Genomic DNA, 24757 nt, shown 5'->3' on the forward strand with positions numbered 1-24757 from the left:
AAAACGCACGGTTTTCTCTCCTGTTTCCGCTTTTCCGGGCATATAAAAACCGCCCTGCAGGCGGATGCCCACAGAGCGGTCCATTGTTTTATTTCAGAAGAAGGAGCTTTGCTTACTGTACAGCAGCTGCCAGTTCAGCAGCGACCTCAGCATCGCGCTCAGCCTCACGGTTCTTCAGATCCTCACGGACTTCCGGCAGACCGGTACCTGCGGGGATCAGCTTACCAATGATGACGTTCTCCTTCAGGCCGGCCAGCGGGTCGACCTTGCCCTTGATGGCAGCTTCGGTCAGCACGCGGGTGGTCTCCTGGAAGGATGCAGCGGACAGGAAAGAGTCGTTTGCCAGAGCAGCCTTGGTGATGCCCAGCAGCACCTGCTGGTACTCGACCAGCTTCAGGCCCTCTTCACCAGCGTCGATGCGCTGCTGCAGATCGGCGTTGATGTTCTCCACTTCCAGACGGCTTGCCAGTGCACCGCCGATCAGGTTGGAAGAACCGGAATCCGTCACGCGCACCTTGCGGCACATCTGACGGACGATGACTTCGATATGCTTATCGTTGATCTCAACGCCCTGCAGACGGTAGACCTTCTGAACTTCGTTGATCAGGTAGTTCTGGACATCCTCCAGACCCTTGATTGCCAGAATATCCTGCGGATACAGAACACCTTCACGGGTGATGATGTCGCCCTTCTCCACACGGTCACCCGGCATCACGCGGGAATGCTGGGTGAACGGGATGGAGTAGCTCTTTACGACCTCAGCACCGTTCTCGTCCTTGCCGGTCACCTTGATAACGACATTCTTCTTGGTATCGTCCTGAGAAACGACACCAGAGATCTCGCTCATGATGGCCATGCTCTTGGGACGACGGCTCTCGAACAGCTCTTCAACACGGGGAAGACCCTGCGTGATATCTTCAGCAGATGCGATACCGCCGGTATGGAAGGTACGCATGGTCAGCTGCGTACCAGGCTCGCCGATGGACTCTGCGGCGATAACGCCGACAGACTCGCCCAGACGGACCGGCTCGCCGTTTGCCATATCGGAACCGTAGCAGCGTGCGCAGACACCGGTCTTTGCACGGCAGGTCAGCAGGCTGCGGATCTTCAGCTTGGTGATGCCAGCAGCCTCGATCTCGTTTGCATCGTACAGGTCGATCATCTTGCCTTCCGGCACGATCACCTTGCCGGTGACGGGGTTGACCACATCGCCCACAGCAAAGCGGCCGATCAAACGCTCGCGGAAGCTCTCGATCTTCTCCTTGCCCTCGTGGATCTCAGAGACCCACAGGCCGTCGGTGGTGCCGCAGTCGATCTCGCGCACGATGACATCCTGAGAGACATCGACCATGCGGCGGGTCAGGTAACCGGAGTCAGCGGTACGCAGAGCGGTATCGGCCAGACCCTTACGGGCACCACGGGCAGAAACGAAATATTCCAGAATATTCAGACCTTCACGGTAGTTGGCACGAATGGGCATCTCGATGGTGTGGCCGGCGGTGTTTGCCAGCAGGCCGCGCATGCCGGCCAGCTGCTTGATCTGGTTCATAGAACCACGAGCACCGGAGTCAGCCATCATATAGATCTCATTATCCTTGGGCAGGTTGTCTGCCAGAGCCTTGGAGACCTTATCGGTGGTAGCCTGCCAGATGGCGATGGTCTGGTTGTAACGCTCGTTGTCGGAGATCAGGCCGCGGTTGAACAGCCTGCCGACCTTTGCGATCTGCTGGTCAGCCTCAGCGATCAGTTCCTGCTTCTGCGGCGGGATCACAGCGTCGCACACAGCGACGGAGATCGCAGACAGAGTGGAGTACTTGTAGCCCTGCGCCTTGATGGCATCCAGCATCTTTGCACACTTGCGGGTGCCGTTGCGGGTCATGCAGCGGGAAATGATATCGGGCAGAGTCTTCTTGGTCACGCGGAAGCTGACCTCGTACTCCAGCCAGTGCTCGGGATCAGTACGGTCGATATAACCCAGATTCTGAGGAACAGGGTTATTGAAGATGATGCGGCCGACGGTGGCTTCCACCAGACCGGTGCGCTCCACGCCGTCAATGGTCATGGTGCGGCGCACCTTGATGGGTGCGTGCAGGGTAACGATGTGCTCTGCATAAGCCATCAGGGCTTCATTCTCATCGCGGAACACCTTGCCTGCGCCCTCGTCATTTTCACGAACGGTGGTCAGGTAGTAGCTGCCCAGGATCATATCCTGCGTAGGCACGGTAACAGGTGCGCCGTCAGAGGGCTTCAGCAGGTTGCCGGAAGCCAGCATCAGCATCTTGGCCTCACGGCAGGCATCCTCGCCCAGAGGCAGATGCACTGCCATCTGGTCACCGTCGAAGTCGGCGTTGAATGCGGTACATGCCAGCGGGTGCAGCTTGATTGCACGGCCCTCCACCAGCACCGGGTTGAACGCCTGAATGCCCAGACGGTGCAGGGTAGGTGCACGGTTCAGCAGAACGGGGTGGCCCTTGATCACGGTCTCCAGGCTGTCCCACACTTCGGGCTTAGCGCGCTCCACCATCTTGCGGGCGGACTTGATGTTGTTGGCAATACCCTTCTCCACCAGATCCTTCATGACAAAGGGCTTGAACAGCTCCAGAGCCATTTCCTTGGGCAGACCGCACTGATCCATCTTCAGCTCAGGGCCGACGACGATAACGGAACGGCCGGAGTAGTCAACACGCTTGCCCAGCAGGTTCTGACGGAAGCGGCCCTGCTTGCCCTTCAGCATATCGGAAAGGCTCTTCAGTGCGCGGTTGTTGGGGCCGGTGACCGGACGGCCGCGGCGGCCGTTGTCGATCAGGCTGTCCACTGCTTCCTGCAGCATACGCTTCTCGTTGCGCACGATGATGTCGGGAGCGCCCAGCTCCAGCAGACGGCGCAGACGGTTGTTGCGGTTGATCACGCGGCGGTACAGGTCGTTCAGGTCGGAGGTGGCAAAACGGCCGCCGTCCAGCTGGACCATGGGGCGCAGGTCAGGCGGCAGAACAGGCAGCACATCCATGACCATCCATTCAGGACGGTTGCCGGAAATGCGGAATGCCTCAACTACTTCCAGACGCTTGAGGATGCGCACGCGCTTCTGGCCGGAGGACTTTTCCACCTCGGCAGTCAGCTCTTCACTCAGCTGATCCAGATCGATCTCCTTCAGCAGATCCTGAATGGCCTCAGCGCCCATAGCAGCCTCGAACTCATCACCGTAGTGGTCGCGCATCTCACGATACTCGCTCTCGGTGAGCAGCTGCTTCTTTTCCAGACGGGTAGCGCCCGGATCCGTGACGATATAGCTTGCAAAGTACAGCACCTTCTCCAGCAGGCGGGGGCTGATGTCCAGCATCAGGCCGATGCGGCTGGGGATGCCCTTGAAGTACCAGATGTGGCTGACGGGAGCGGCCAGCTCAATGTGGCCCATGCGCTCACGGCGGACCTTGGCCTTGGTCACTTCAACGCCGCAGCGGTCGCAGATCTTGCCCTTGTAGCGGATGCGCTTATACTTACCGCAGTGGCACTCCCAGTCCTTGGTAGGTCCAAAAATGCGCTCACAGTACAAGCCGTCGCGCTCCGGCTTCAGGGTGCGGTAGTTGATGGTCTCAGGCTTTTTGACCTCGCCGTAGCTCCAGTTGCGGATCTGCTCCGGGGAGGCAAGGCCGATCTTGATGGAATCGAAAACGTTGTTTTCCATGAAACGAACCCTTTCTTAATCTCTAGTTGTCTCGATGATACAGGCGGCTTTCTTGTTCAGACCACAGGCCCCTTTCCCCTGCCGCAGCACGCGGAACAGGGGGCTTGAGGCTTGTGTTCTTTGTCTGATCAGAAATCTACTTCGTCAGAAGAAGCGGGAGCTTCGGCACCGGAGTTATTGTCCTCCAGCACAGAAGGATCATCGAAACCGGCATCGGCATCCTTAATATTATAATCGTTGAGCAGTTCGCTCTCCTGCACGACGTTCTCAGTGCCGGCAACATCGCGCATATCAAAGCCGGTCTCTTCGTCGTCGAAATTCTGACGCATGTCGATCTCGTTGCCGTCCTTGTCCTGAACAACAACGTCCAGACCCAGAGACTGCAGTTCCTTCAGCATAACGCGGAAGGACTCGGGGATGCCGGGCTGCGGAATCGGCTCACCCTTAACGATGGCCTCGTAGGTCTTCACACGGCCCTCCACGTCGTCGGACTTGACGGTCAGGATCTCCTGCAGAGTGTAAGCAGCGCCGTAAGCTTCCAGTGCCCAGACTTCCATTTCGCCAAAGCGCTGGCCGCCGAACTGGGCCTTGCCGCCCAGAGGCTGCTGAGTGACCAGAGAGTAGGGACCGGTAGAACGTGCATGGATCTTATCATCGACCAGGTGATGCAGCTTCAGGTAGTACATATAACCGACGGTAACGCGGTTATCGAACTTTTCGCCGGTGCGGCCATCGTAAACGGTGGTCTTGCCATCGCGGTCCAGCTCGATCTTGGAGAAGTCGATGATGTGTCCCTTCTCGCCCATGATCTTGGGGAGCTTCGTGGGATATGCAGGAGCATTCTCACCATGCCACATCTCGCGGGCGGTATCAAAGGTATCGCCGATGTCGTTCTCACGAGCAGAGTCGAAGACGGGAGTCATGACCTTGATGCCGCATGCCTTGGCAGCGTAGCCCAGGTTGACTTCCAGCACCTGACCGATGTTCATACGGGAAGGCACGCCCAGAGGGTTCAGCACGATGTCCAGCGGGGTGCCGTCGGGCAGGTAGGGCATGTCCTCCTGCGGCAGAATGCGGGAAACGACACCCTTGTTGCCGTGACGGCCTGCCATCTTATCGCCAACGCTGATCTTGCGCTTCTGGGCAATATAGCAGCGGACGACCTCGCGCACGCCGGGCTGCAGTTCGTCGCTGTTCTCCGGGGTGAACACCTTGACGTCCACGATGATGCCGTATGCACCATGGGGCACGCGCAGAGAAGTATCACGCACTTCGCGTGCCTTCTCGCCGAAGATGGCGCGCAGCAGGCGCTCTTCAGCGGTCAGCTCGGTCTCGCCCTTCGGGGTGACCTTACCGACCAGAATGTCGCCGCTCTTGACCTCGGCACCGATGCGGATGATGCCGCGCTCGTCCAGATCCTTCAGTGCATCCTCAGAAACGTTGGGGATATCACGGGTGATCTCTTCGGGTCCCAGCTTGGTGTCGCGGCTCTCGGTCTCGTACTCTTCAATATGAATGGAGGTGTACACGTCCTCGCGCACGATCTTCTCGTTCAGCAGAACGGCATCCTCGTAGTTGTAGCCTTCCCAGGTCATGAAGCCGATCAGAGCGTTCTTACCCAGAGAAATTTCGCCGTTGCGCATTGCAGGGCCGTCGGCCAGCACCTGACCGGCCTTGACACTCTCGCCGACCTCCACGATGGGACGCTGGTTGATGCAGGTGCCTGCGTTGGAGCGTGCGAACTTGACCAGAGGATAATCCTCCAGCTCACCCTTGTTGTTGCGCACAACAACATGGTCGGCATCCATCTTCTCAACGATACCGTCATTCTTTGCCAGAACAGCGGTGCCGGAGTCGGTAGCAGCCTTGTACTCCATACCGGTAGCAACGATGGGCTGCTGGGTGACCATCAGAGGCACTGCCTGACGCTGCATATTGGAACCCATCAGAGCACGGTTACAGTCATCGTTCTCCAGGAAGGGGATGCAGGCAGTAGCAACAGAGACCATCATTCGCGGAGAAACGTCCATGTAATCGACTTTCTCTGCATCAATTTCAAGGATCTCGTCGCGGCGGCGGGCAGACACACGGGGACGGATGAAGTGCTTGCCCTCATCCAGCGGCTCGTTGGCCTGTGCCACAACGTACTCGTCCTCGACATCAGCGGTCATATACTCCACTTCGTCGGTAACGACCTGCTCGAGCAGGCGGCCGTTCTCGTCGTAGGTCTTCTTGACCTTGCGGTACGGAGCTTCCACGAAGCCGTACTCGTTGATCTTGGCGTAGGATGCCAGATAGGAGATCAGACCGATGTTGGGGCCTTCAGGAGTCTCGATGGGGCACATACGGCCGTAGTGGCTGTAGTGAACGTCGCGGACCTCGAAACCTGCGCGGTCACGGCTCAGACCGCCGGGGCCCAGAGCAGACAGGCGGCGCTTGTGGGTCAGCTCAGCCAGCGGGTTGTTCTGATCCATGAACTGGGACAGCGGAGAAGAACCGAAGAACTCCTTGATGGCTGCCACCACCGGACGGATGTTGATGAGGGCCTGCGGGGTGATGACGCTCTGATCCTGGCTCTGCAGGGTCATGCGCTCACGGATGACGCGCTCCATGCGGGAGAAGCCGATGCGGAACTGGTTCTGCAGCAGCTCGCCCACGCTGCGGATGCGGCGGTTGCCCAGATGGTCGATATCATCGGTGGTGCCAATATTGTGGCCCAGACCGTTCAGGTAGTTGATGGAAGCCAGAATATCGGCGACCGTAACGGTGCGGCCGATCAGCTGGTCGTGGTTGCGGCGCAGCATCTCCTTCTGCTCTTCCACATCAGAGGTGGTGTCGAGGATCTTCTTGATCTCATCGAAGGAGCAGCGCTCGTTGATGCCGCACTCCTTCACGTCGAAGGAGAAGAAGCCCTGTGCATCCACACAGCCGTTGGTGATGACCTTGACCTTCCGGCTCTCTTCCTTCATGGGATCGTCGAGCTTCAGCACGACCAGATTCACACCGGCATTGTCAGCCTTCTCAGCCAGCTCGCGGGTGATCTTGGCACCAGCCTCGATCAGGATCTCGCCGGTCAGCGGAGCGACCACATTCTCAGCAGCCACCTGACCGGTGATGCGGCGGGCCAGAGACAGCTTCTTGTTCATCTTATAACGGCCGAAACGAGACAGGTCATAACGGCGCGGGTCGAAGAACAGCATGTTGATCTGGCTGGTAGCAGACTCCACCGTGGGAGGCTCGCCGGGGCGCAGCTTGCGGTAAACTTCCAGCAGGCCCTCTTCCTGATTCTTGGTGGTATCCTTTTCCAGAGTAGCGAGGATGCGCTCATCGTCGCCAAAGAAGTTCAGGATGTCCTCGTTGGTGGACAGGCCCAGTGCACGGCACAGCACGGTGACAGGCAGCTTGCGGTTCTTATCGATACGGACATAGAACACATCGGAAGCATCGGTCTCGTACTCCAGCCATGCGCCGCGGTTGGGGTTCATGGTGGCGCTGTACAGGTCGTTGCCCACCTTATCCTTGGCATCGCCGTAGAACACGCCGGGAGAACGCACCAGCTGGCTGACGATAGCACGCTCTGCACCGTTGATCACAAAGGTGCCGGCATCGGTCATCAGCGGGAAATCGCCCATGAAGATCTCCTGATCCTTCACTTCGCCGGTCTCCTTGTTCAGCAGACGGGCGGTGACGCGCAGGGGTGCTGCATAGGTCACGTCGCGCTCCTTGCACTCCTTGATGCTGTACTTCGGCTCCTTATCCAGGCGGAAGTCCACAAAGCTCAGTGCCAGATTGCCGGTGTAGTCCTCAATGGTGCCGATATCGTGGAAGACCTCTTTCAGGCCCTCGTCCAGGAACCACTGATAAGAGTTCTTCTGGACCTCGATCAGGTTCGGCATACTGATGACTTCGTCGATGTGGGAGAAGCTCATGCGCTCGGTTTTGCCGAGCTTTACGGGCTTGACTTTCATCATAAAATCAACCACTCCTTACTTTTATACTCTACGGGATGTCGTATACACGGGTCAAATTTGAGCAGACACACATAATTCGACCCGCGTCGAAGGGAACGTTTCGGCGTTTTTCACAAACTTTTCGGTTTGACCCGTCCAGCCGCCGCCTGCGCATTCCTCTTTTTGGCGCACTAGTCCATTATGTGATACTAATGCAGTATACACCCTAAAAGCCTTGCTGTCAAGCCATTTTTCAGATTTTTGCCAAAACAAATTTATTTTTTCTTTCATTTTCGCACGCCCGGTTGCGTGTTGTGTTTTGCTGTTTTAGGGCTTGATTTTTTTATTTTGCACGTTCCTGTTCATAATCCCCTTGTGCAATTTGTCTATCTTTGCTCTTGTGTTTTGGCGTATTACTTTTACAGTCGGATATGCCCGTTTTCCCTTGCGGCCCTTTTTTGTGAAAAAGCAGCTCAGAAAAGCTCGCAGGCTTTTCTGAGCTGCAAATATAAAAATAATGTTTCCTCTAATATTGCCAGAGCGCAAGCGGCGGCAATTATAATCGTTCACTCATCCAGATAATCCCGCAGGCGTTTTGCACGGCTGGGATGCCGCAGCTTGCGCAGGGCCTTGGCTTCGATCTGCCTCACCCGCTCCCGGGTCACATTGAACTCCTTACCCAGCTCTTCCAGCGTGTGTGCCCGGCCATCCTCCAGCCCGAAGCGCAGTGCGATCACCCGCTCTTCCCTCGGTGTCAGGCTTTTGAGCACGCTGAACAGTTCCCGCCGCAGCAGCTGCCGCCCGGCTTCATCCACCGGGACGCCTGCATCCTCGTCCTGAATAAAATCTTCAAGGTGGGCATCCTCTTCCTCGCCCACCGGCGTTTCCAAGCTGATGGGGTCCTGCGCCAGCTGCAGCAATTCCCGCACACGGTCCGGCTCCATGTCCAGCTGAACAGCGATCTCTTCCGCGGTAGGCTCCCGGCCATTTTTCCGCAGCAGGTCACCCGTCGTCTTTTTGACCCGGTTGATGCTCTCCACAAGGTGCACCGGGATGCGGATGGTCCTCCCCTGATCCGCAATGGCGCGGGTGATGGACTGACGGATCCACCACGTGGCATAGGTGGAAAATTTGAAGCCGCGCTCCGGCTCAAACTTTTCCGCCGCCTTCATCAGGCCGAGATTGCCTTCCTGAATGAGATCCAGAAACGGCAGGCCTCGCCCTGCATAGCGCTTTGCCACCGACACCACCAGCCGCAGGTTCGCTTCGCTGAGCTTCCGCCGGGCATCCTCGTCTCCGGCCTGCGCGGCACGGGCAAGCTCCGTTTCCTGTTCTGCCGTCAGCAGCGGCACCCGGCCGATCTCCTTCAAATAGGCCTTTACCGGGTCGTCCAGCGCCACCCCCTCTGCCGAAAGCTCATGTTCCAGCCTGCCGATCTGCGTTTCATCCAACGCAGGCAGGTCCGCTTCCTCTTCGGTCAGGTGCACGCCGCGGTCCTCCAGTGCCGTATACAGCTCGTCCAGCTGCGCCACATCGTAATCCTGTTCGTCCATGGCACGGCTGATCTGCTCCGGTGTCAGAGCATGGTGGCGTGCCCGCGCGGCCAGTGTTCTGGCCAATTCCTCCGTTTGCGACAATTTCTGCATGATTCCTGCTCCTTTCCTCTCCTGCTCCAGCCGGAGGGGAAAGCGGGGATCATTCTTCTACAGGCACATTTCCCTGCTTCTTTTCGCGCATCGACTGGAGGTAATCACTCAGTTCCTCATTGGACATATGCGCCGCCTTGCCTGCCATGGGCATCCCCCGGGCAATGCGGTCCAGATACAGCCGGATATCATCCGGCGTACAATTCACATCGCTGTATTGTGCCGCAAGATGGCTCAGTTCATTCAGCGCTTCTTCGCTTACAAAAGCGCGCAGCGTGGTCAGGCTGATCTCAATGCCCTCCTGTCGGCAGCGCAACATGGCTTCAAACAGCTCCTTCTGCTGCGGCAGCACGAACTGCTCTGCGGTCAGCTGCCCCTGCACCAGATCGATATAGTGCGGCTCCCGCAGCATGGCCGCCAACAGTCGCTGCTGTGCGCTGGCAATGCCCAGCGCCTGACTGCCGCCCGCACTGTACGGCACGTTGATCTGATTCATCTCACCGGACTTGAGCGCCTGCTGCTTTTTCTCCCAGCGGTGCTTGCTGCCCGCCCTCTTCACGGCGGTCTCCAGCTGGGTCATGATGGCTGTTTTGGAGATGTTGGTCTCCTCAGCCAGACGCCCCGCATACACTTCCTGCTCGGTAGGGTTGGAGCGCTCTGCCAGCATATTCACAGCTTCCTTCACGTATTCCAGCCGCTGGGCATCCTGTGCCAGATCATACTGGCTGCGCAGACGGCCCAGCCGGAAGTCCAGTGCATTGCCCACACCATCCAGCAGAGCCTTGAACCGCTCTGCGCCATACTTTTTGATGTACTCGTCCGGGTCCTTTGCACCGGGGATCTGCAGCACACCCACCTTTACCGGGCTGTTGCGGAACAGTTCCAGCGAGCGCAGCGTGGCCTTCTGGCCTGCTTCGTCCGAATCGTAGCTCAGGATCACCTCGTCAGCATACTCGCTGATGAGCCGCACCTGCTCCGGGGTCAGGGCCGTGCCGCAGGCGCACACTGCTGTGTCGATGCCTGCCTGTTGCATACTGATCACGTCCATGTAGCCCTCGCACAGCACGAACCGGCGCACCGCGCTGCGCTTTGCGATCTGCAGCGCAAACACCGTCTCTGATTTGTGGTACACCAGCGTTTCCGGGCTGTTGACATATTTCGGTTTGGAATCGTCCAGCACGCGCCCACCAAACGCAATGATGTTGCCGCGCAGGTCAAAGATGGGGGTCATCACCCGCTTCCAGAACAGGCAGTAGATGCGGCCGGACGCACTGCGCTTGAACAGGCCGCTGGCATCCAGCTCCTGCTGATTGTAGCCCTTATCGCGCAGGAACTGATACAGCGCCTGTCCGTCGTTGGGCGCATAGCCCAGCCCGAACCGGACGATAGTCTTGTCGTCCAGACCGCGCCGCCGCCAGTAGGCACGGGCCTGACGGGCTTCCTCCACGGTGGAGTTCAGGCAGGCGTGGAAAAACCGTGCCGCCTCCTTGTTCATGGAGAGGATGCGGCTGCGCATCCGGCCTGTTTTGTCGTCCTCCTGCGGCTCCGGCATACCGGCCCGCGCTGCCAGCAGCTTAACGGCCTCCGGGTAATCGATGCTGTTGATCTTTTTCGTAAAGGTAATGGCATCGCCGCCTGCGCCGCAGCCAAAGCAGTAAAAGCTCTGGGTGTCCGGGTAGACGTAGAATGAGGGCGTTTTTTCGCTGTGGAAGGGGCACAGGCCGCCATACAAACGTCCCTTGCGCTTGAGCTGCACATAGCTGCCCACCAGCTCCACAATGTCTGTGCGGCGGGTCAGTTCTTCAATGTATTCGTGTGGGATCATGGATCTTTCAAACGACCTTTCGGATTTATAGGACATGCCACTTCCGGGGCACAAACAATTCCTCAAACGTGCGGATGGCAAATTCATCGCTCATGCCACTGATGTAATCAGTCACTGCGCGTTCTCTGCCCTCCTGATAAGCCAGCTGGATGTAAAAGTTGGACATCCGGTCCACATGGTTCAGGTAGTAATCGTACAGTTCCCCGATCACCTTGTCCACCTTCTGCTCTTCCCGCTTGGCGGTCTTGTCCACGTACACGGTGGCGTACATGAAATCCCGCAGCGCAAGGAAGGCTTCGTTTTCCTCTGCGCCCACCTTCACATCCCCATCGCTGTTGGCAAGGATACTGTTGATCATGGTGGTGATGCGGGCAGATTTTGTCTGGCCCAGCACGGCGGTGCATTCCTTCGGCAGGGTGGCTGGGTCCAGCACACCGGCGCGCACCGCGTCCTCAATGTCGTGGTTCACATAGGCGATCTGATCCGCCATGCGCACGATGCGCCCTTCCGGCGTTGCCGCCCAGGTGCCCTTTGTGTGGGTCACGATGCCGTTGCGCACCTCCCACGTCAGGTTCAGGCCCCGGCCGTCCTTTTCCAGCTTGTCCACCACACGCAGGCTCTGCATGTAGTGCTTGAAGCCGTCCGGGCACAGCTCATTCAGCGCGCGCTCCCCGGCATGGCCAAACGGCGTGTGGCCCAGATCATGGGCAAGGCTGATTGCTTCGGTCAGATCTTCGTTCAGCCGCAGAGCGCGGGCAATGGTCCGCGCGATCTGCGAGACCTCCAGCGTATGGGTCAGTCGGGTGCGGTACAGGTCTCCCTCCGGCGAGAGGAACACCTGCGTCTTTTGTTTGAGCCGTCGGAACGCCTTGCAGTGCAGCACCCGGTCACGGTCACGCTGGAACACCGGCCGGATCGGGTCCTGCTCTTCCGGCAGCATGCGGCCGCGGCTCTGGTCGCTGAAGGTAGCCCACGGCGCGAAGGTCATATGTTCGATCTCTTCTGTGCGCTGACGTACATCCATACAAAGTCGCCCTCCCTTTTTGTCGCCATTCCCCCTCTCTGTTTCGGCACAGCCGATCCCAATTGCTGCGTCTGCGGCAATTGTAGCACACCCGCTTTGTCGAAGGGGGAAAAAGCCTGTCGGTTCGCAAAATAATGCTTGCTTTTTTATTTTTGCCACTGCCGGGTTCAGAACGGTGCATAGAACGGGTCGGATACCGTCACCTGCGCGCCGCCGCGCGTCAGCTCCCGCAGCTGTTCCAGCAGCGGGCCTTCGGTGTGTTCCGGCATCTGCCAGCACAGGGTCACGCGGTCCGTGAATTGCGGCGCTGCCTGCTTGGCACCTGCCGCATCGATCAGCAGCGATGCCCGCTCATAAAGGGAGTAATCCACCGTCACGCTCAGCTCCACCACGCTGCGCACCGTGACCACCTCGGCATTTTCCAGTGCACGGGCCGTAGCCGTGGTGTATGCACGCACCAAGCCGCCGGTGCCCAGCAGCACGCCGCCAAAGTAACGGGTCACCACCACGATCAGATCCGTCAGGCCGCTGTGCTGCAGCACCTCCAGCGCTGGTGTGCCCGCCGTCTTGGCCGGTTCACCATCATCCGAATAGCGTTCCCGGTTGCCTTCCCGCAGGCGGTAGGCATACACATTGTGGCGGGCGGTGCGGTTGGCCGCACGCACCTGTTCCAGAAATGCAACGGCAGCTTCCTCGCTGTCCGCAAATGACAGCGCCGCAATGAAGCGGCTCTTCTTTTCCTCGTATTCTCCTGTGGCCGTGCCACGGATGGTGCGGTAATCCTCCACTGTGGTTCCTCCTGCATGTTATTCAAATCAAGTATAACATAAATCGTCCGTTGTGCAACCACTGCCGCATACGTTTTTGTGTCAAGGGCAGCTCCCTGTACTGCTGCCCGCATGTCCTCTGCCAGAAAAAAGCGCAACAAAAAATCGGCCAAGCCTTGCAGCTCAGCCGATCTTTTATTAGAAGAAAGCAGATGATTACTTCGTAAAGAGCTGGATCCACTGATGGCCCCAAGTGCTGGAACTGTTGTAGTAGTAGCCAACACCCATTGCACGAGCTTCGGGATCCAGAATGTTTGCGCGATGGCCTTCGGAGTTCATCCAGGCATTCACGACTTCTTCAGGAGAAACGCTGCCCCATGCGGCATTCTCGCCAGCAGCGGCATCCGTCACGCCGTACTCGCTGAGAACAGTGTACCACTTGGTACCATTGGGACGAACGTGAGAATTGACGGTTGCGATCTCTTCGGCGCGCTGCTGAGCAGCTGCGGTGAGCTTTGCATCGCCCATGACCAGGGGCTGCAGGCCGTACTTTGCACGCTCGGCATTGACCAGATCCAGAACTTCCTGACGGTAGTTGCTGGTGTAAGAGTTTTCGGGGTAAGAGAAGATCAGCACCCAGTAGTTGTTGTAAACGCCGCCTTCGTAGTGGCCCACACTCATGGTGGTCACATCCGCATTCAGCATGCGCTCACGTGCGAAATCAATGTTCATCCACTGATCCACCGCTGCATCGGGGGTAGAAACGCCAGCTATGTAGTTTTCGCCAACGGATACATCGTCAATACCATTCTCGGCGAAGATGGTGAAATCGCGCTGACCGTTGGGACGAACGTAAGAGTAAGAAACAGCCAGCTCTTCAGCGCGCTCCTGAGCGGCATTGTTGTGGCTGCTGTCGCCCAGCTGAACGGGCTTCAGGCCAGCCTTTGCGCGCTCGTTGTTTACGCGGCGCAGGAACTCGTTCTGATAAGCTTCGTCCTGAAAGCTGATGTAGGAATTTTCTTCTTCGATGGAGACAGAAACCGAAGCCTCAGCTGCGTTTGCAGTAACGGGCTTGAGAGATGCAGCACCAAAAACTACAGCCAGAGTCATAGCTGCTGCTGCGATATTCTTCAGGGTGCGCATCTCGAGTTTCATAAGACATCCTCCGTAAGCCTTTGTATATAAAAGCTTTTTTGCATTCCTGCGAATGCGTGCCGCAACATATTCGCAACGCTTTCGTTTCAAATATGTCACTCTTGTGCAACAAGAGTATCACAAGAACATCTCATCGTCAAGGGGTTTCTGTCGATTTTTTTGAGAAAAAATGCAAAAAAATCAAAATTTCCCGTTCCAAAAGCGTTTCACAAGCGCAACAGACTCATCCAGGATCCCGTAAATTTGTTACGTCTGTGTTGCACTTCACCGTTTTCGGGATTGTTTTGTCACACTTTACGTGTTGCATTTTATTTTTCTACACTTTTTCTGCAGTGTTTTTCATGCATTTTTCTGTATGTTTATTCGATTATATGCATATTTCAAAGTATAACAGACTTTTTGTGCGCTTTTTCCGTTCCACTCCCCTCCCGCAGCCCTTTTCCGGGCTGCAGCCGGCCTTTGGCTGTACTTTCTGCAACAAAAAACAGCACAGGCAGCCTTTTCAGGGCCATCTGTGCTGTGCCGTATTTCTTATTTAAAAATTATATAAAAAGAAGAGCGGCTCCGAAGAGCCGCCCTCCCACAATTCAGGCTATGCTATAAAAAGATCTCGCGTCAGTCGATCACTGAGCAGCCTTTGCTGCCTCGATCTGCTTAATCAGTTCGGGAACTACCTTGAACAGGTCGCCCACAATGCCGTAGTCGGCAACACCGAAGATGGGTGCGCCCTCATTCTTGTTGACTGCGATGATGCACTCGGAGTCCTGCATACCAGCGGTGTGCTGGATAGCGCCGGAGATGCCCAGAGCGACATAGATCTTGGGATGCACGGTCTTGCCGGTCTGGCCAACCTGATGGTCAGCAGTCATCCAGCCTGCATCGGTGACGGCACGGGAAGCGCCCACAACGCCGCCGCCCAAAGCGGCAGCCAGCTGCTCAGCCAGCTCAATGCCCTTGTTGACATCCTTGCTGATGCCGCGGCCAACAGAGACGATCACGTCTGCGCCGATCAGATCGACCAGCTTTTCAGCTGCCTTCTCAACGCTCAGCACTTCGGTCTTAACGTCGTCAGCGGTCAGGCTGAAGGCGGGCTTCACGATCTGGCAGGCATCAGCCTTGGCCTGATCGAAGGGAGCCTTCTTCATAACGCCCGGGCGGACGGTGGACATCTGCGGACGGAAGCGGGGGCAGATGATGGTAGCCATCAGATGGCCGCCGAATGCGGGACGGGTCATCTTCAGGTTGCGATCCTCGTAATCGAACTTCTGCTTGGACAGGTCGATGGTGGAGCTTTCCTTCAGGAATTCGACATACTTTGCAGTGTCGATATCCAGATGGGTAGCATCGGCGGTCAGGCCGGTGTGCAGGCGGGCTGCGCAGCGGGGGCCGAGATCGCGGCCGATGTTGGTTGCACCGATCAGCAGGACTTCGGGCTTATACTCGTTGACCATGTCGCACACGACCTTAGCGTATGCATCGGTAGTGTAGTCCTTCAGCAGGGGGCTGTCGCAGACCATGACCTTATCAGCGCCATAGCCGCCCAGTTCCTTGGCAATGCCTTCCACGTTGTCGCCCAGCAGCAGGCCGGTGACCTCGCAGCCCAGCTCATCAGCCAGCTTGCGAGCCTCGCTCACCAGCTCGAAGTCAGTGGACATCAGTGCGCCCTGGCGCTGCTCGCAGAAGACCCAGACGCCCTTGTATTCGTTAAAATCAGCCATTGTAATCCTATGCTCCTTTCATCAGATCAGGTGCTTCTTGGCCAGGATACCAGCCAGCTGGGCAGCAACATCGTCGCCCTTCAGCATGGTGCCTGCGCCCTTCTGCGGAGGAGTGAAGGACTTAAAGACGTTCGTCGGAGAACCCTTCAGACCGATGGTATCAACCTCGATCAGCGGATCGTCCTTCAGTGCGTTGTAATCAAACACTTCCATCGGCTTGTCGTAGCAGGTGAAGATGCCGTTCACGCTCATGTAACGGGGCTGGTTCAGCTCCTTGATGCAGGTCAGCAGGCAGGGAGTCTGCACCTTGACCATCATGTAGCCGTCTTCCAGCATACGCTTCACGGTCAGGGTGTTGCCATCCTTCTGGATGTCTGCCACGTAGGTGACCTGAGGCAGATGCAGCTTTTCAGCGATCTGCGGGCCGACCTGTGCGGTATCGCCATCGATTGCCTGACGGCCGCAGAACACAACGTCCTCGGGGCCAACGCCGATCTTGTTGACAGCAGCAGCCAGGATCTGGCTGGTTGCAAAGGTATCGGAGCCGCCGAACTCACGGCCGGAGACCAGAACCGCCTTATCAGCGCCGCGGGCCAGCAGCTCACGCAGCATGCCTTCTGCCGGCGGGGGACCCATAGTAACAACAACGACCTCGCAGCCGGTCTCGTCCTTCAGCTTCAGAGCAGCCTCCAGAGCGTTCAGGTCATCGGGGTTGGTGATGGTAGCCATCGAAGCACGATCCAGAGTGCCGTCAGCCTTAACGGCGACCTTGCCGGAGGTATCAGGAACCTGCTTTACACAAACAATTGCTTTCATTGTAACTCTTGCCTCCCTTACTTCAGCAGCGCGCCGGAAATGACCATCATCTGCACTTCGCTGGTGCCCTCGTAGATCTCAGTGATCTTGGCATCACGCATCATGCGCTCGATGGGATAGTCACGGGTGTAGCCGTAACCGCCGAACAGCTGCAGGCAGCGGCGGGTCACATCGCTTGCGGTGCGGGCTGCGATCAGCTTTGCCTGAGCAGCCTCGACGCTGTAACGAACCTTCTTGCCGTCCATTGCTTCCTGCTTCTTCAGAGCAGCAGCGTAGACCAGATACTTTGCAGCCTCAACGCGTGCCTTCATCTCAGCCAGCTCGAACTGGGTGTTCTGGAATGCGGAAATGCTGCGGCCGAACTGCTTGCGCTCCTTGACGTAAGCAACGGTCTCTTCCAGAGCGCCCTCGGCGATGCCCAGAGCCTGAGAAGCAATGCCGATACGGCCACCGTCCAGAGTAGCCATAGCCAGCTGGAAGCCGCGGCCACGCACACCCAGCATACGGTCAGCAGGGATGCGGCAGTCCTCAAAGATCAGCTCGCAGGTGGAAGAACCGCGGATGCCCATCTTGTCCTCAGCCTTACCGACAGAGAAGCCCGGGTCGGTGCGCTCCACGATAAAGGCGGAGCACTGCTTGGTGGGACGGCCCTTCTTGTCGGGCACGATATCGGTGACAGCAATAACGATAAAGACGTTTGCGTAGCCGGCGTTGGTGATGAAGATCTTGGAACCGTTCAGGATCCAATCACCGGTCTCGGGGTCCTGCTTTGCAAAGGTCTGCTGACCCTGTGCATCGGTGCCGGCACCCGGCTCAGTCAGGCCGAAAGCACCCAGCCACTCACCGCTGCACAGCTTGGGCAGATACTTTGCCTTCTGCTCGGGAGTACCATTTTCATAAATAGGAGCAGCACACAGGCTGGTGTGAGCAGAGACGATGACACCGGTGGTGCCGCAGACCTTGCTCAGCTCTTCCACTGCCATGACGTAGGACAGCACATCGCCGCCTGCACCGCCGACCTCAGTCGGGAAATAAATGCCCATCATGCCGAGCTTGCCCATCTTTTCGACGGTCTCTTTGGGGAAGTACTCTTCCGCATCAACCTTCTTTGCCAGGGGCTTGACTTCGTTCTCAGCAAACTCGCGGTACATTTTCTGTACCATCTGCTGCTGCTTGGACAGAGTAAAATCCATCGCTATATCCTCCTAACGGGTCTTTTTCATTTACCGGAATTGCCCGGTGCAAACAAATTCCTCCCGGCCGCTTTTCCACGGTCGGGAGAAACGTTTATCAGAATTTACAGCTGGTCAACAGGGGTCTTGGTGCGGTCTGCGTTGTAAACGTAGAAGCCCTTGCCGCTCTTGCAGCCCAGGTTGCCGCCACGGACCATCTTACGGATCAGCGGGCAGGCACGGTACTTGCTGTCGCCGGTCTCCTTGTACAGCACATCCATGATGGCCAGGCAGATATCCAGGCCGATGAAGTCGCCCAGCTCCAGGGGACCCATGGGGTGGTTGGCACCCAGCTTCATAGCGGTGTCGATGCCGGCGATATCGGAAACGCCTTCCATCTTGATGAAAGCAGCTTCGTTGATCATGGGGATCAGGATGCGGTTGACGACGAAGCCTGCAGCCTCATTGACCTGAACCGGCTGCTTGCCGATGGCAACAGAGATCTCCTTGATCTTCTCAACGGTCTCAGCGGGAGTGTTGCAGCCTGCGATGACCTCGATCAGCTTCATGCGGTCTGCGGGGTTAAAGAAGTGCATGCCGACCAGCGGACGGCTAACGCCCTTGCCGATCTCGGTGATGGACAGAGAAGAAGTGTTGGAAGCGAAGATGCACTCGGGCTTGCAGATCTTATCCAGTTCGCCGAAGGTGGTCTGCTTGACCTTCATATCCTCAAAAGCAGCCTCAACGACCAGATCGCAGTCAGCGCACAGGTCTTCCTTCAGGCCCGGGGTGATGGCAGCAACGATAGCGTCTGCCTTTTCCTGCGTCATCTTTCCCTTAGCAACCAGCTTCTCGTAGCCCTTCTTGATCTTTGCCAGACCATTCTCGGCCCACTCCTGCTTGATGTCGCACAGAGCAACGGTATTGCCCTCAACCTGTGCAAATGCCTTTGCGATGCCCTGGCCCATGGTGCCAGCGCCGATAACACCGATCTTCATAGGTAACCTCTCCTTTAATATCAAAAATTATGTAGTAATGGATTAGTTGTTGGTGAACACTGCCTTGGGCTTCGGCTTCTCACGGCTCAGGAAGCAGGCCATGCCTTCCTTCTGGTCGTGGGTCTCGAAGCAGCTGCCGAACAGCTTTTCCTCGACCTCAACAGCCTTCTCGATGGGCAGGCTGATGCCGCCGTTGATTGCCTTCTTGCAGTTGCGTACAGCGATGGGTGCATTCTTTGCGATCTTGCCGGCCAGCTTCAGCACGTTCTCCATCAGTTCAGCCTGAGGATACACAGCGTTCACCAGACCAATGCGCAGAGCCTCGTCCGCCTTGATGTTCAGTGCAGAGTAGACCAGCTGCTTTGCCATACCCATGCCGACCAGACGTGCCAGACGCTGGGTGCCGCCGAAGCCCGGGGTGATGCCCAGACCCACTTCCGGCTGGCCGAACACAGCGTTGTCAGAGCAGATGCGGATGTCGCAGCTCATAGCCAGCTCGTTGCCGCCGCCCAGTGCAAAGCCGTTCACGGCTGCAATAACGGGGATGGGGAAGCTCTCAATCATCAGGAACACATCATTGCCCAGCTTGCCGAAGGCCTCACCCTCTGCCTTGGTCATGGTGCTCATGGAACCGATATCTGCACCTGCCACGAAGCTCTTGTCGCCTTCGCCGGTCAGAACGATGCAGCGGACATTCTCCTGATCCACAGCCTCAAAAGCTGCCTTCAGGTCTGCCAGAACTTCGGGATTCAGGGCATTCAGTGCCTTGGGGCGGTCGATGGTAATGATCTCAACTGCACCCTGCACCTCGGTTTTTACAAATGCCATTGTGAAAACCTCCTATTCAAATCTTATCAATTATCACAAACAGCCCCCGGACGGAGGAAAGGCTCTCCGGTTTCCTTCCCCGTCCGGGTCTGTCATTCAGTCAGGATTCCAAGAGGTGGAGCTTAGTCCATCTCAACGATGGTAGCGCAGCCCATGCCGCCGCCGATGCACAGGGTAGCCAGGCCCTTGTGTGCACCGCGATGCTTCATAGCATACAGCAGGGTGACCAGGATACGAGCGCCGGAAGCGCCGACCGGGTGGCCCAGAGCAATTGCGCCGCCGTTGACGTTCACCTTGCTCATATCAAAGTTCAGAGCCTGGCTGACAGCCACAGACTGAGCAGCAAATGCCTCGTTGGCCTCGATCAGATCCATGTCAGCAACGCTCATGCCGGTCTTAGCCATGACCTTCTTGGTAGCAGCGATGGGGCCCAGACCCATGACTTCCGGCTCAACGCCAGCCAAAGCACCTGCGACCCAGGTAGCCAGAGGCTTCACGCCCAGCTCCTTAGCCTTCTCCTCGCTCATGATGACCAGAGCAGCAGCGCCGTCATTGATGGCGGAAGAGTTGCCGGCGGTCACGATGCCGTCCTTGGTGAAAGCGGGCTTCAGCTTTGCCAGCACTTCAGGAGCGCTCAGACGGGGGCCTTCATCAGTATCGAACACGGTGTCGCCCTTCTTGCCCTTGATCACAACGGGAACGATCTCGTCCTTGAAAGCGCCGTCCTTGATGGCCTTGTCAGCCTTCAGCTGGCTGTTGTATGAGAACTCGTCCAGCATCTCACGGGTGATGGGGCTGTAGCCGTACTTCTTCTGATAGGTCTCGTTGGTGCAGACGTTCTCAGCGGTCATGCCCATGTGCTTGTTGAAGCCGCAGGCATCCCACAGAGCATCGTTGACCATGGTATCCACGATCTCGCTCTTGCCCATAGGAGCGCCCATGCGGTAGCCGTAACGAGCCTTCTGCAGTGCGAAGGGAGCCATGTCCATGTTCTCCATGCCGCCTGCGACCACGATATCAGCATCGCCAGCCTCGATCATCTGAGCAGCCATATTGACGCAGTTCAGACCGGAGCCGCACACCACGTTGACAGTGACAGCCGGGGTCTCGATGGGCAGGCCAGCCTTCAGAGCAGCCTGACGAGCGACGTTCTGGCCCAGACCGGCCTGAATGACGCAGCCCATGTAGACATGATCGACCTGCTCGGGAGCGACGTTTGCACGGTTCAGAGCTTCCTTGATGACGATGGAGCCAAGCTCAACTGCGGGAACGTTTGCCAGAGTGCCGCCGAATTTGCCAATAGCGGTACGGCATGCAGATGCGATAACGATCTTTTTCATGTGAATAGCCTCCTGAATTGTGTATGTGTTACTTTTCGTAAGCCATTTTTATCAAAACGCCCGTAGGCGCTTTTACAAATTAGGTCTCAGGGTCTTTTTTCTGCCGGATCAGCGCATACTTTTCGTTGACCGCTTTTTCCACACTGGGTGTGACGAACTTGCTGATGTCGCTGCCGTAGTAAGCTGCCTCTTTTACAATGGTGGATGAAAGGTAGCTCCACTTGATGCTCGTTGCCAGAAACATGGTCTCGATGCCGGGCATCAGTGCGTGATTGGTCTGCGCAAGCTGGATCTCGTTTTCAAAATCCGTCACCGCCCGCAGGCCCCGCACCATCACCGAAGCGTGCCGTTTCTTGGCGAACTCCACGGTCAGGCCGTCGAAGCTCTCCACCGAAACATTCTGGATGCCCTTGCAGCATTCCTTTAGAAGCTCCACGCGTTCCTCCACGGTGAACAGCGGATTCTTTGCGCTGTTGTTGAGCACCGCCACGATCAGATGATCGTTGATCTTTGCCGCACGCTTGATGATATCGAGATGCCCTTTTGTGACCGGATCGAACGAACCGGGATAAACTGCTGTTGCCATCGTTTGGTGTCCTCCTTGGGCGCTGTGAAAAGCGCGTTTTGGTTCTGCCATGATAGCACTTTCCAGTCTTGGGTGCAAGATTTTGTGCAAGCTGTACGTTTTATCGTTAAATTTTAAACAATCAACGTTGTGCCACATCGCGGCAACTTGCTACGCTATAAGTAAACCACATCGTCAAAATTTTATCAAGTCCTTTTGTAAAGATTTTTGGTTTTTCAGCACCAAACAATTGTCCAAAAACTCTGCGAATTTTGTCCATATTGCCAGTCGGCCAAAATTTTCTCGATAAACTATTGATTCCGCACATTGTTAATGTTATAACTAAGTTGTGCAGATCTGCTGCCCTGTCCGGCAGCTGCCTTCTGCTGGTTGTCAGGATATCGTCCGCCTGTGTCAGAGCTGTGTTCAAATTGCCAACAGGTGGTAAACATCCTGCAAAGATTTGTTCGCGCAGGAAGAGTAAATGATAAATTTACAATTCCTTTATTTTATTATAGGAGAGGATGGTTTATAATGGATTTTACGGAACTGTATGCTCAGAAGAAAATGACCGCCGCTCAGGCTGCCGCACTGGTCAAAAGCGGTGACTGGGTGGATTACGGCTGGGCTGTGAACACCCCTGTGGCGGTGGATGCCGAGATCGCAAAGCGTCTGCCTGAGCTGGAAGGTGTCAACTTCCGCGGCGGCATCCTGATGTGGGTGCCCGCGATCTTCCAGATCGACGATCCCGCTGCACACATGACATGGAACAGCTGGCATATGGGCGGCATTGAGCGCAAGGCCATTGCACAGGGCTTCTCCTTCTACTCCCCCATCCGTTATTCCGAGCTGCCCCGCTACTACCGCGAAAGCCCGGATCCGCTGGATGTGGCGGTGTTCCAGGTGACCCCCATGGACGAGCATGGCTACTTCAACTTCGGCCCCAGTGCATCTCATCTGGGTGCTGTGTGCGAAAAAGCCAAGAAGATCATCGTTGAGGTCAACAAGAACATGCCCCGCTGCCTTGGCGGCATGGAGAACTGCATCCACATTTCTCAGGTCACCGGCATCGTGGAAGGCGAGAACCCGCCCATCGGCCAGATGGCCGCTCCCGGTGCTGCTACCGAAGTGGATCTGAAGGTTGCCAACCTGATCGTTCCGCAGATCCCCAACGGTGCCTGCCTGCAGCTGGGCATCGGCGGTATGCCCAATGCCATCGGCAGCCTGATCGCACAGAGCGATTTGAAGGATCTGGGCGTGCACACCGAAATGTATGTGGATGCCTTTGTGGATATCGCCAAGGCCGGCAAGATCACCGGTGCATGCAAGCAGCTGGACAAGGGCCGTCAGGTCTACGCCTTCGGTGCCGGCACCCAGAAAATGTACGATTACCTGAACGATAATCCGGAGTGCATGTCTGCACCCGTGGACTACACCAACGATATCCGCAGCATCTCCGCACTGGATAACTTTATTTCCATCAACAACGCTGTGGACATCGACCTGTTCGGTCAGGTGAACGCCGAGACTGCAGGCCTCAAGCACATCTCCGGTGCTGGCGGTCAGCTGGACTTCGTTCTGGGCGCATACCTTTCCAAGGGCGGCAAGAGCTTTATCTGCCTGTCCTCTACCTTCTTTAATAAGAAGACCGGCCAGCTGGAGAGCCGCATCCGTCCCACTCTGGAAAACGGCAGCATCATCACCGATACTCGTGCCAACATCCACTACCTGTGCACCGAGTACGGCTGCGTGAACCTGAAGGGCCTGACCACCTGGGAAAAGGCCGAAGCTCTGATCAGCGTAGCACATCCCGACTTCCGTGAAGACCTGATCAAGGAAGCCGAAAAGATGCACATCTGGCGCAGGAGCAACAAAATCTGATAAGTGCCGCGGAGATTCCTGCTGTCCGCGGCTGAAATGGAGTCTATCATGATGGACAAAAAGCCGCACATCAAGCCCTATCTCTACGGGATGTTGGCAGGATTTGGAGCGATCTCCCTGAGCATCATCTTCTTTTTCCTGATCTACCGCTTCGATGGTTTTGGCGATGCCATCTCCACGCTGACCGGCATTCTGATGCCGTTCATCTACGGTGCCGTCATCGCCTACCTGCTCAAGCCCGTGTGCAACACCATCGAGAGCTTTCTGCGCCGGTTCATCCCGGAAAAGATGCATGGTCTGGTCAATGTGCTGTCCGTTGCGCTGACCATCCTGTTCGGCCTGCTCCTCATCTACGCTTTGTGCATGATGATCATTCCGCAGCTCATTACCAGCGTGACCACCCTGTACTACACTGCGCAGCGCAACCTCGCAAAGTTCGTGCAGTGGGCGAATCATGTGGAGTTCATTGAGAACAACCAGCAGATCATGGACATGCTCAACTCTGCTTATGCCACCATCAGCACCAATATCGATGATCTGATCAAGACCCGGCTCCTGCCCTCCATGCAGAACATCGTCAGCGGCGCCGCAGTGGGTGTGCTGAACGTAGTGACCATGGCCAAGAACCTGATCATCGGCATCATCGTGGCCGTGTATATGCTGGCCAGCCGCAAGCGCTTTGTGCAGCAGGCCAAGCTGGTGCTCTACAGCATCTTCAAGCCCCGCTGGGCAGAGCTGATCAAGGAAGAAGTGAAGTACGCCGATAAGATGTTCGGCGGCTTCATCAACGGCAAGATCATGGATTCCGCCATCATCGGCGTGCTGTGCTATATCGGCTGCCTGATCTTCAAGTTCCCCAGTGCCCTTCTGGTTTCCGTGATCATCGGCGTGACCAATGTGATCCCCTTCTTCGGCCCGTTCATCGGTGCCGTGCCCGCCACCCTGCTGATCCTCATTCAGAACCCCATCAAGGCGCTGTGGTTCGTCCTGTTCGTTCTGGTGCTGCAGCAGCTGGACGGAAACGTGATCGGCCCCAAGATTCTGGGCAACACCACCGGTCTTTCCAGTTTCTGGGTACTGTTCGCCATCCTGCTGTTCGGCGGTCTGTGGGGTTTTGTGGGCATGATCGTAGGTGTGCCGCTGTTTGCAGTCATCTATGATGTGATCAAAAAGCTGGTCATCCACGGCCTGAAGCACAACAAGGAGATCGACCTGCTGCAGACTTACCACGACAACTTCGGCGACCCGGAGGACGATGTTCCGGTAGAAACGTCTGCATCGGAAGCACCTCCTGTCGAAACAAATAATCTATAAATCACAAAGCCCCGGCATTCCATGTGGTATGTTGCCCCTAGAGTAGACAGAGAAAAAAAACAAAAACTCTGAG

17 protein-coding genes are annotated in these 24757 nt (G+C 56.8%); 2 read left to right on the forward strand and 15 right to left on the reverse strand.

The genetic code is table 11. The annotated features are described in order from the left end of the window. Nucleotides 1-112: 112 nt before the first annotated feature. The 15 genes from rpoC to coaD all read right to left on the reverse strand — a co-directional run bounded on the left by rpoC (nucleotide 113) and on the right by coaD (nucleotide 21510). A complete protein-coding gene (rpoC, locus tag DW937_RS03110; RefSeq protein ID WP_120120100.1) occupies nucleotides 113-3685 on the reverse strand; it encodes a DNA-directed RNA polymerase subunit beta' in 3573 nt (1190 codons plus the stop codon). A 128-nt stretch (nucleotides 3686-3813) separates the two neighbouring features. Next, entirely contained in the window at nucleotides 3814-7656 is a 3843-nt protein-coding gene (locus DW937_RS03115; protein WP_118527945.1) for a DNA-directed RNA polymerase subunit beta, read from the reverse strand. 51 nt (nucleotides 7657-7707) lie between these two features. After that, nucleotides 7708-7926 carry a hypothetical protein gene (locus tag DW937_RS14695; RefSeq protein ID WP_133300959.1) on the reverse strand — a complete coding sequence of 73 codons (219 nt, stop codon included), beginning with the start codon at nucleotides 7924-7926 and terminating at the stop codon, nucleotides 7708-7710. 275 nt (nucleotides 7927-8201) lie between these two features. After that, nucleotides 8202-9281, reverse strand: a complete 1080-nt coding sequence (gene rpoD, locus DW937_RS03120; protein WP_120079519.1) for an RNA polymerase sigma factor RpoD — start codon at nucleotides 9279-9281, stop codon at nucleotides 8202-8204. A gap of 49 nt (nucleotides 9282-9330) precedes the next feature. Next, a complete protein-coding gene (gene dnaG, locus DW937_RS03125; RefSeq protein WP_120120101.1) occupies nucleotides 9331-11106 on the reverse strand; it encodes a DNA primase in 1776 nt (591 codons plus the stop codon). 25 nt (nucleotides 11107-11131) lie between these two features. Beyond that, complete coding sequence (locus DW937_RS03130; RefSeq protein WP_097778128.1) at nucleotides 11132-12130, reverse strand: deoxyguanosinetriphosphate triphosphohydrolase; 999 nt, start codon at nucleotides 12128-12130, stop codon at nucleotides 11132-11134. Between the two features lie 167 nt (nucleotides 12131-12297). After that, nucleotides 12298-12918, reverse strand: coding sequence for a YigZ family protein (locus DW937_RS03135; RefSeq protein ID WP_120120102.1), 621 nt, complete (start codon nucleotides 12916-12918; stop codon nucleotides 12298-12300). A gap of 195 nt (nucleotides 12919-13113) precedes the next feature. Further along, nucleotides 13114-14052, reverse strand: a complete 939-nt coding sequence (locus tag DW937_RS03140; protein WP_120019710.1) for a CAP domain-containing protein — start codon at nucleotides 14050-14052, stop codon at nucleotides 13114-13116. Nucleotides 14053-14675: 623 nt separating this feature from the next. Beyond that, nucleotides 14676-15770 (reverse strand): acryloyl-CoA reductase electron transfer subunit beta, encoded by a 1095-nt coding sequence (acrA, locus tag DW937_RS03145; protein WP_097778131.1) that lies wholly within the window; start codon nucleotides 15768-15770, stop codon nucleotides 14676-14678. A 21-nt stretch (nucleotides 15771-15791) separates the two neighbouring features. Beyond that, entirely contained in the window at nucleotides 15792-16586 is a 795-nt protein-coding gene (acrB, locus tag DW937_RS03150; RefSeq protein WP_097778132.1) for an acryloyl-CoA reductase electron transfer subunit gamma, read from the reverse strand. A 17-nt stretch (nucleotides 16587-16603) separates the two neighbouring features. Next, nucleotides 16604-17779: an acyl-CoA dehydrogenase family protein gene (locus tag DW937_RS03155; protein WP_005940174.1), complete on the reverse strand. Its 1176-nt coding sequence runs from the start codon at nucleotides 17777-17779 to the stop codon at nucleotides 16604-16606. Between the two features lie 104 nt (nucleotides 17780-17883). Beyond that, a complete protein-coding gene (locus DW937_RS03160; RefSeq protein ID WP_005940172.1) occupies nucleotides 17884-18756 on the reverse strand; it encodes a 3-hydroxyacyl-CoA dehydrogenase NAD-binding domain-containing protein in 873 nt (290 codons plus the stop codon). A 42-nt stretch (nucleotides 18757-18798) separates the two neighbouring features. Then, a complete protein-coding gene (locus DW937_RS03165) occupies nucleotides 18799-19584 on the reverse strand; it encodes an enoyl-CoA hydratase-related protein (RefSeq protein WP_005940170.1) in 786 nt (261 codons plus the stop codon). Nucleotides 19585-19706: 122 nt separating this feature from the next. Further along, complete coding sequence (locus DW937_RS03170) at nucleotides 19707-20924, reverse strand: acetyl-CoA C-acetyltransferase (protein ID WP_097774827.1); 1218 nt, start codon at nucleotides 20922-20924, stop codon at nucleotides 19707-19709. Between the two features lie 79 nt (nucleotides 20925-21003). Next, nucleotides 21004-21510: a pantetheine-phosphate adenylyltransferase gene (gene coaD / locus DW937_RS03175; protein WP_118527957.1), complete on the reverse strand. Its 507-nt coding sequence runs from the start codon at nucleotides 21508-21510 to the stop codon at nucleotides 21004-21006. A 513-nt stretch (nucleotides 21511-22023) separates the two neighbouring features. On the opposite strand from coaD, the gene DW937_RS03180 reads away from it, so the two are divergent. Further along, nucleotides 22024-23370 (forward strand): butyryl-CoA:acetate CoA-transferase, encoded by a 1347-nt coding sequence (locus DW937_RS03180; RefSeq protein ID WP_118527959.1) that lies wholly within the window; start codon nucleotides 22024-22026, stop codon nucleotides 23368-23370. Between the two features lie 48 nt (nucleotides 23371-23418). Next, nucleotides 23419-24684: an AI-2E family transporter gene (locus DW937_RS03185; protein ID WP_165852868.1), complete on the forward strand. Its 1266-nt coding sequence runs from the start codon at nucleotides 23419-23421 to the stop codon at nucleotides 24682-24684. Nucleotides 24685-24757 lie beyond the last annotated feature (73 nt).

The sequence above is a fragment of the Faecalibacterium sp. AM43-5AT genome (assembly GCF_003603345.1).
GTDB classification, from domain to species: domain Bacteria; phylum Bacillota; class Clostridia; order Oscillospirales; family Ruminococcaceae; genus Faecalibacterium; species Faecalibacterium taiwanense.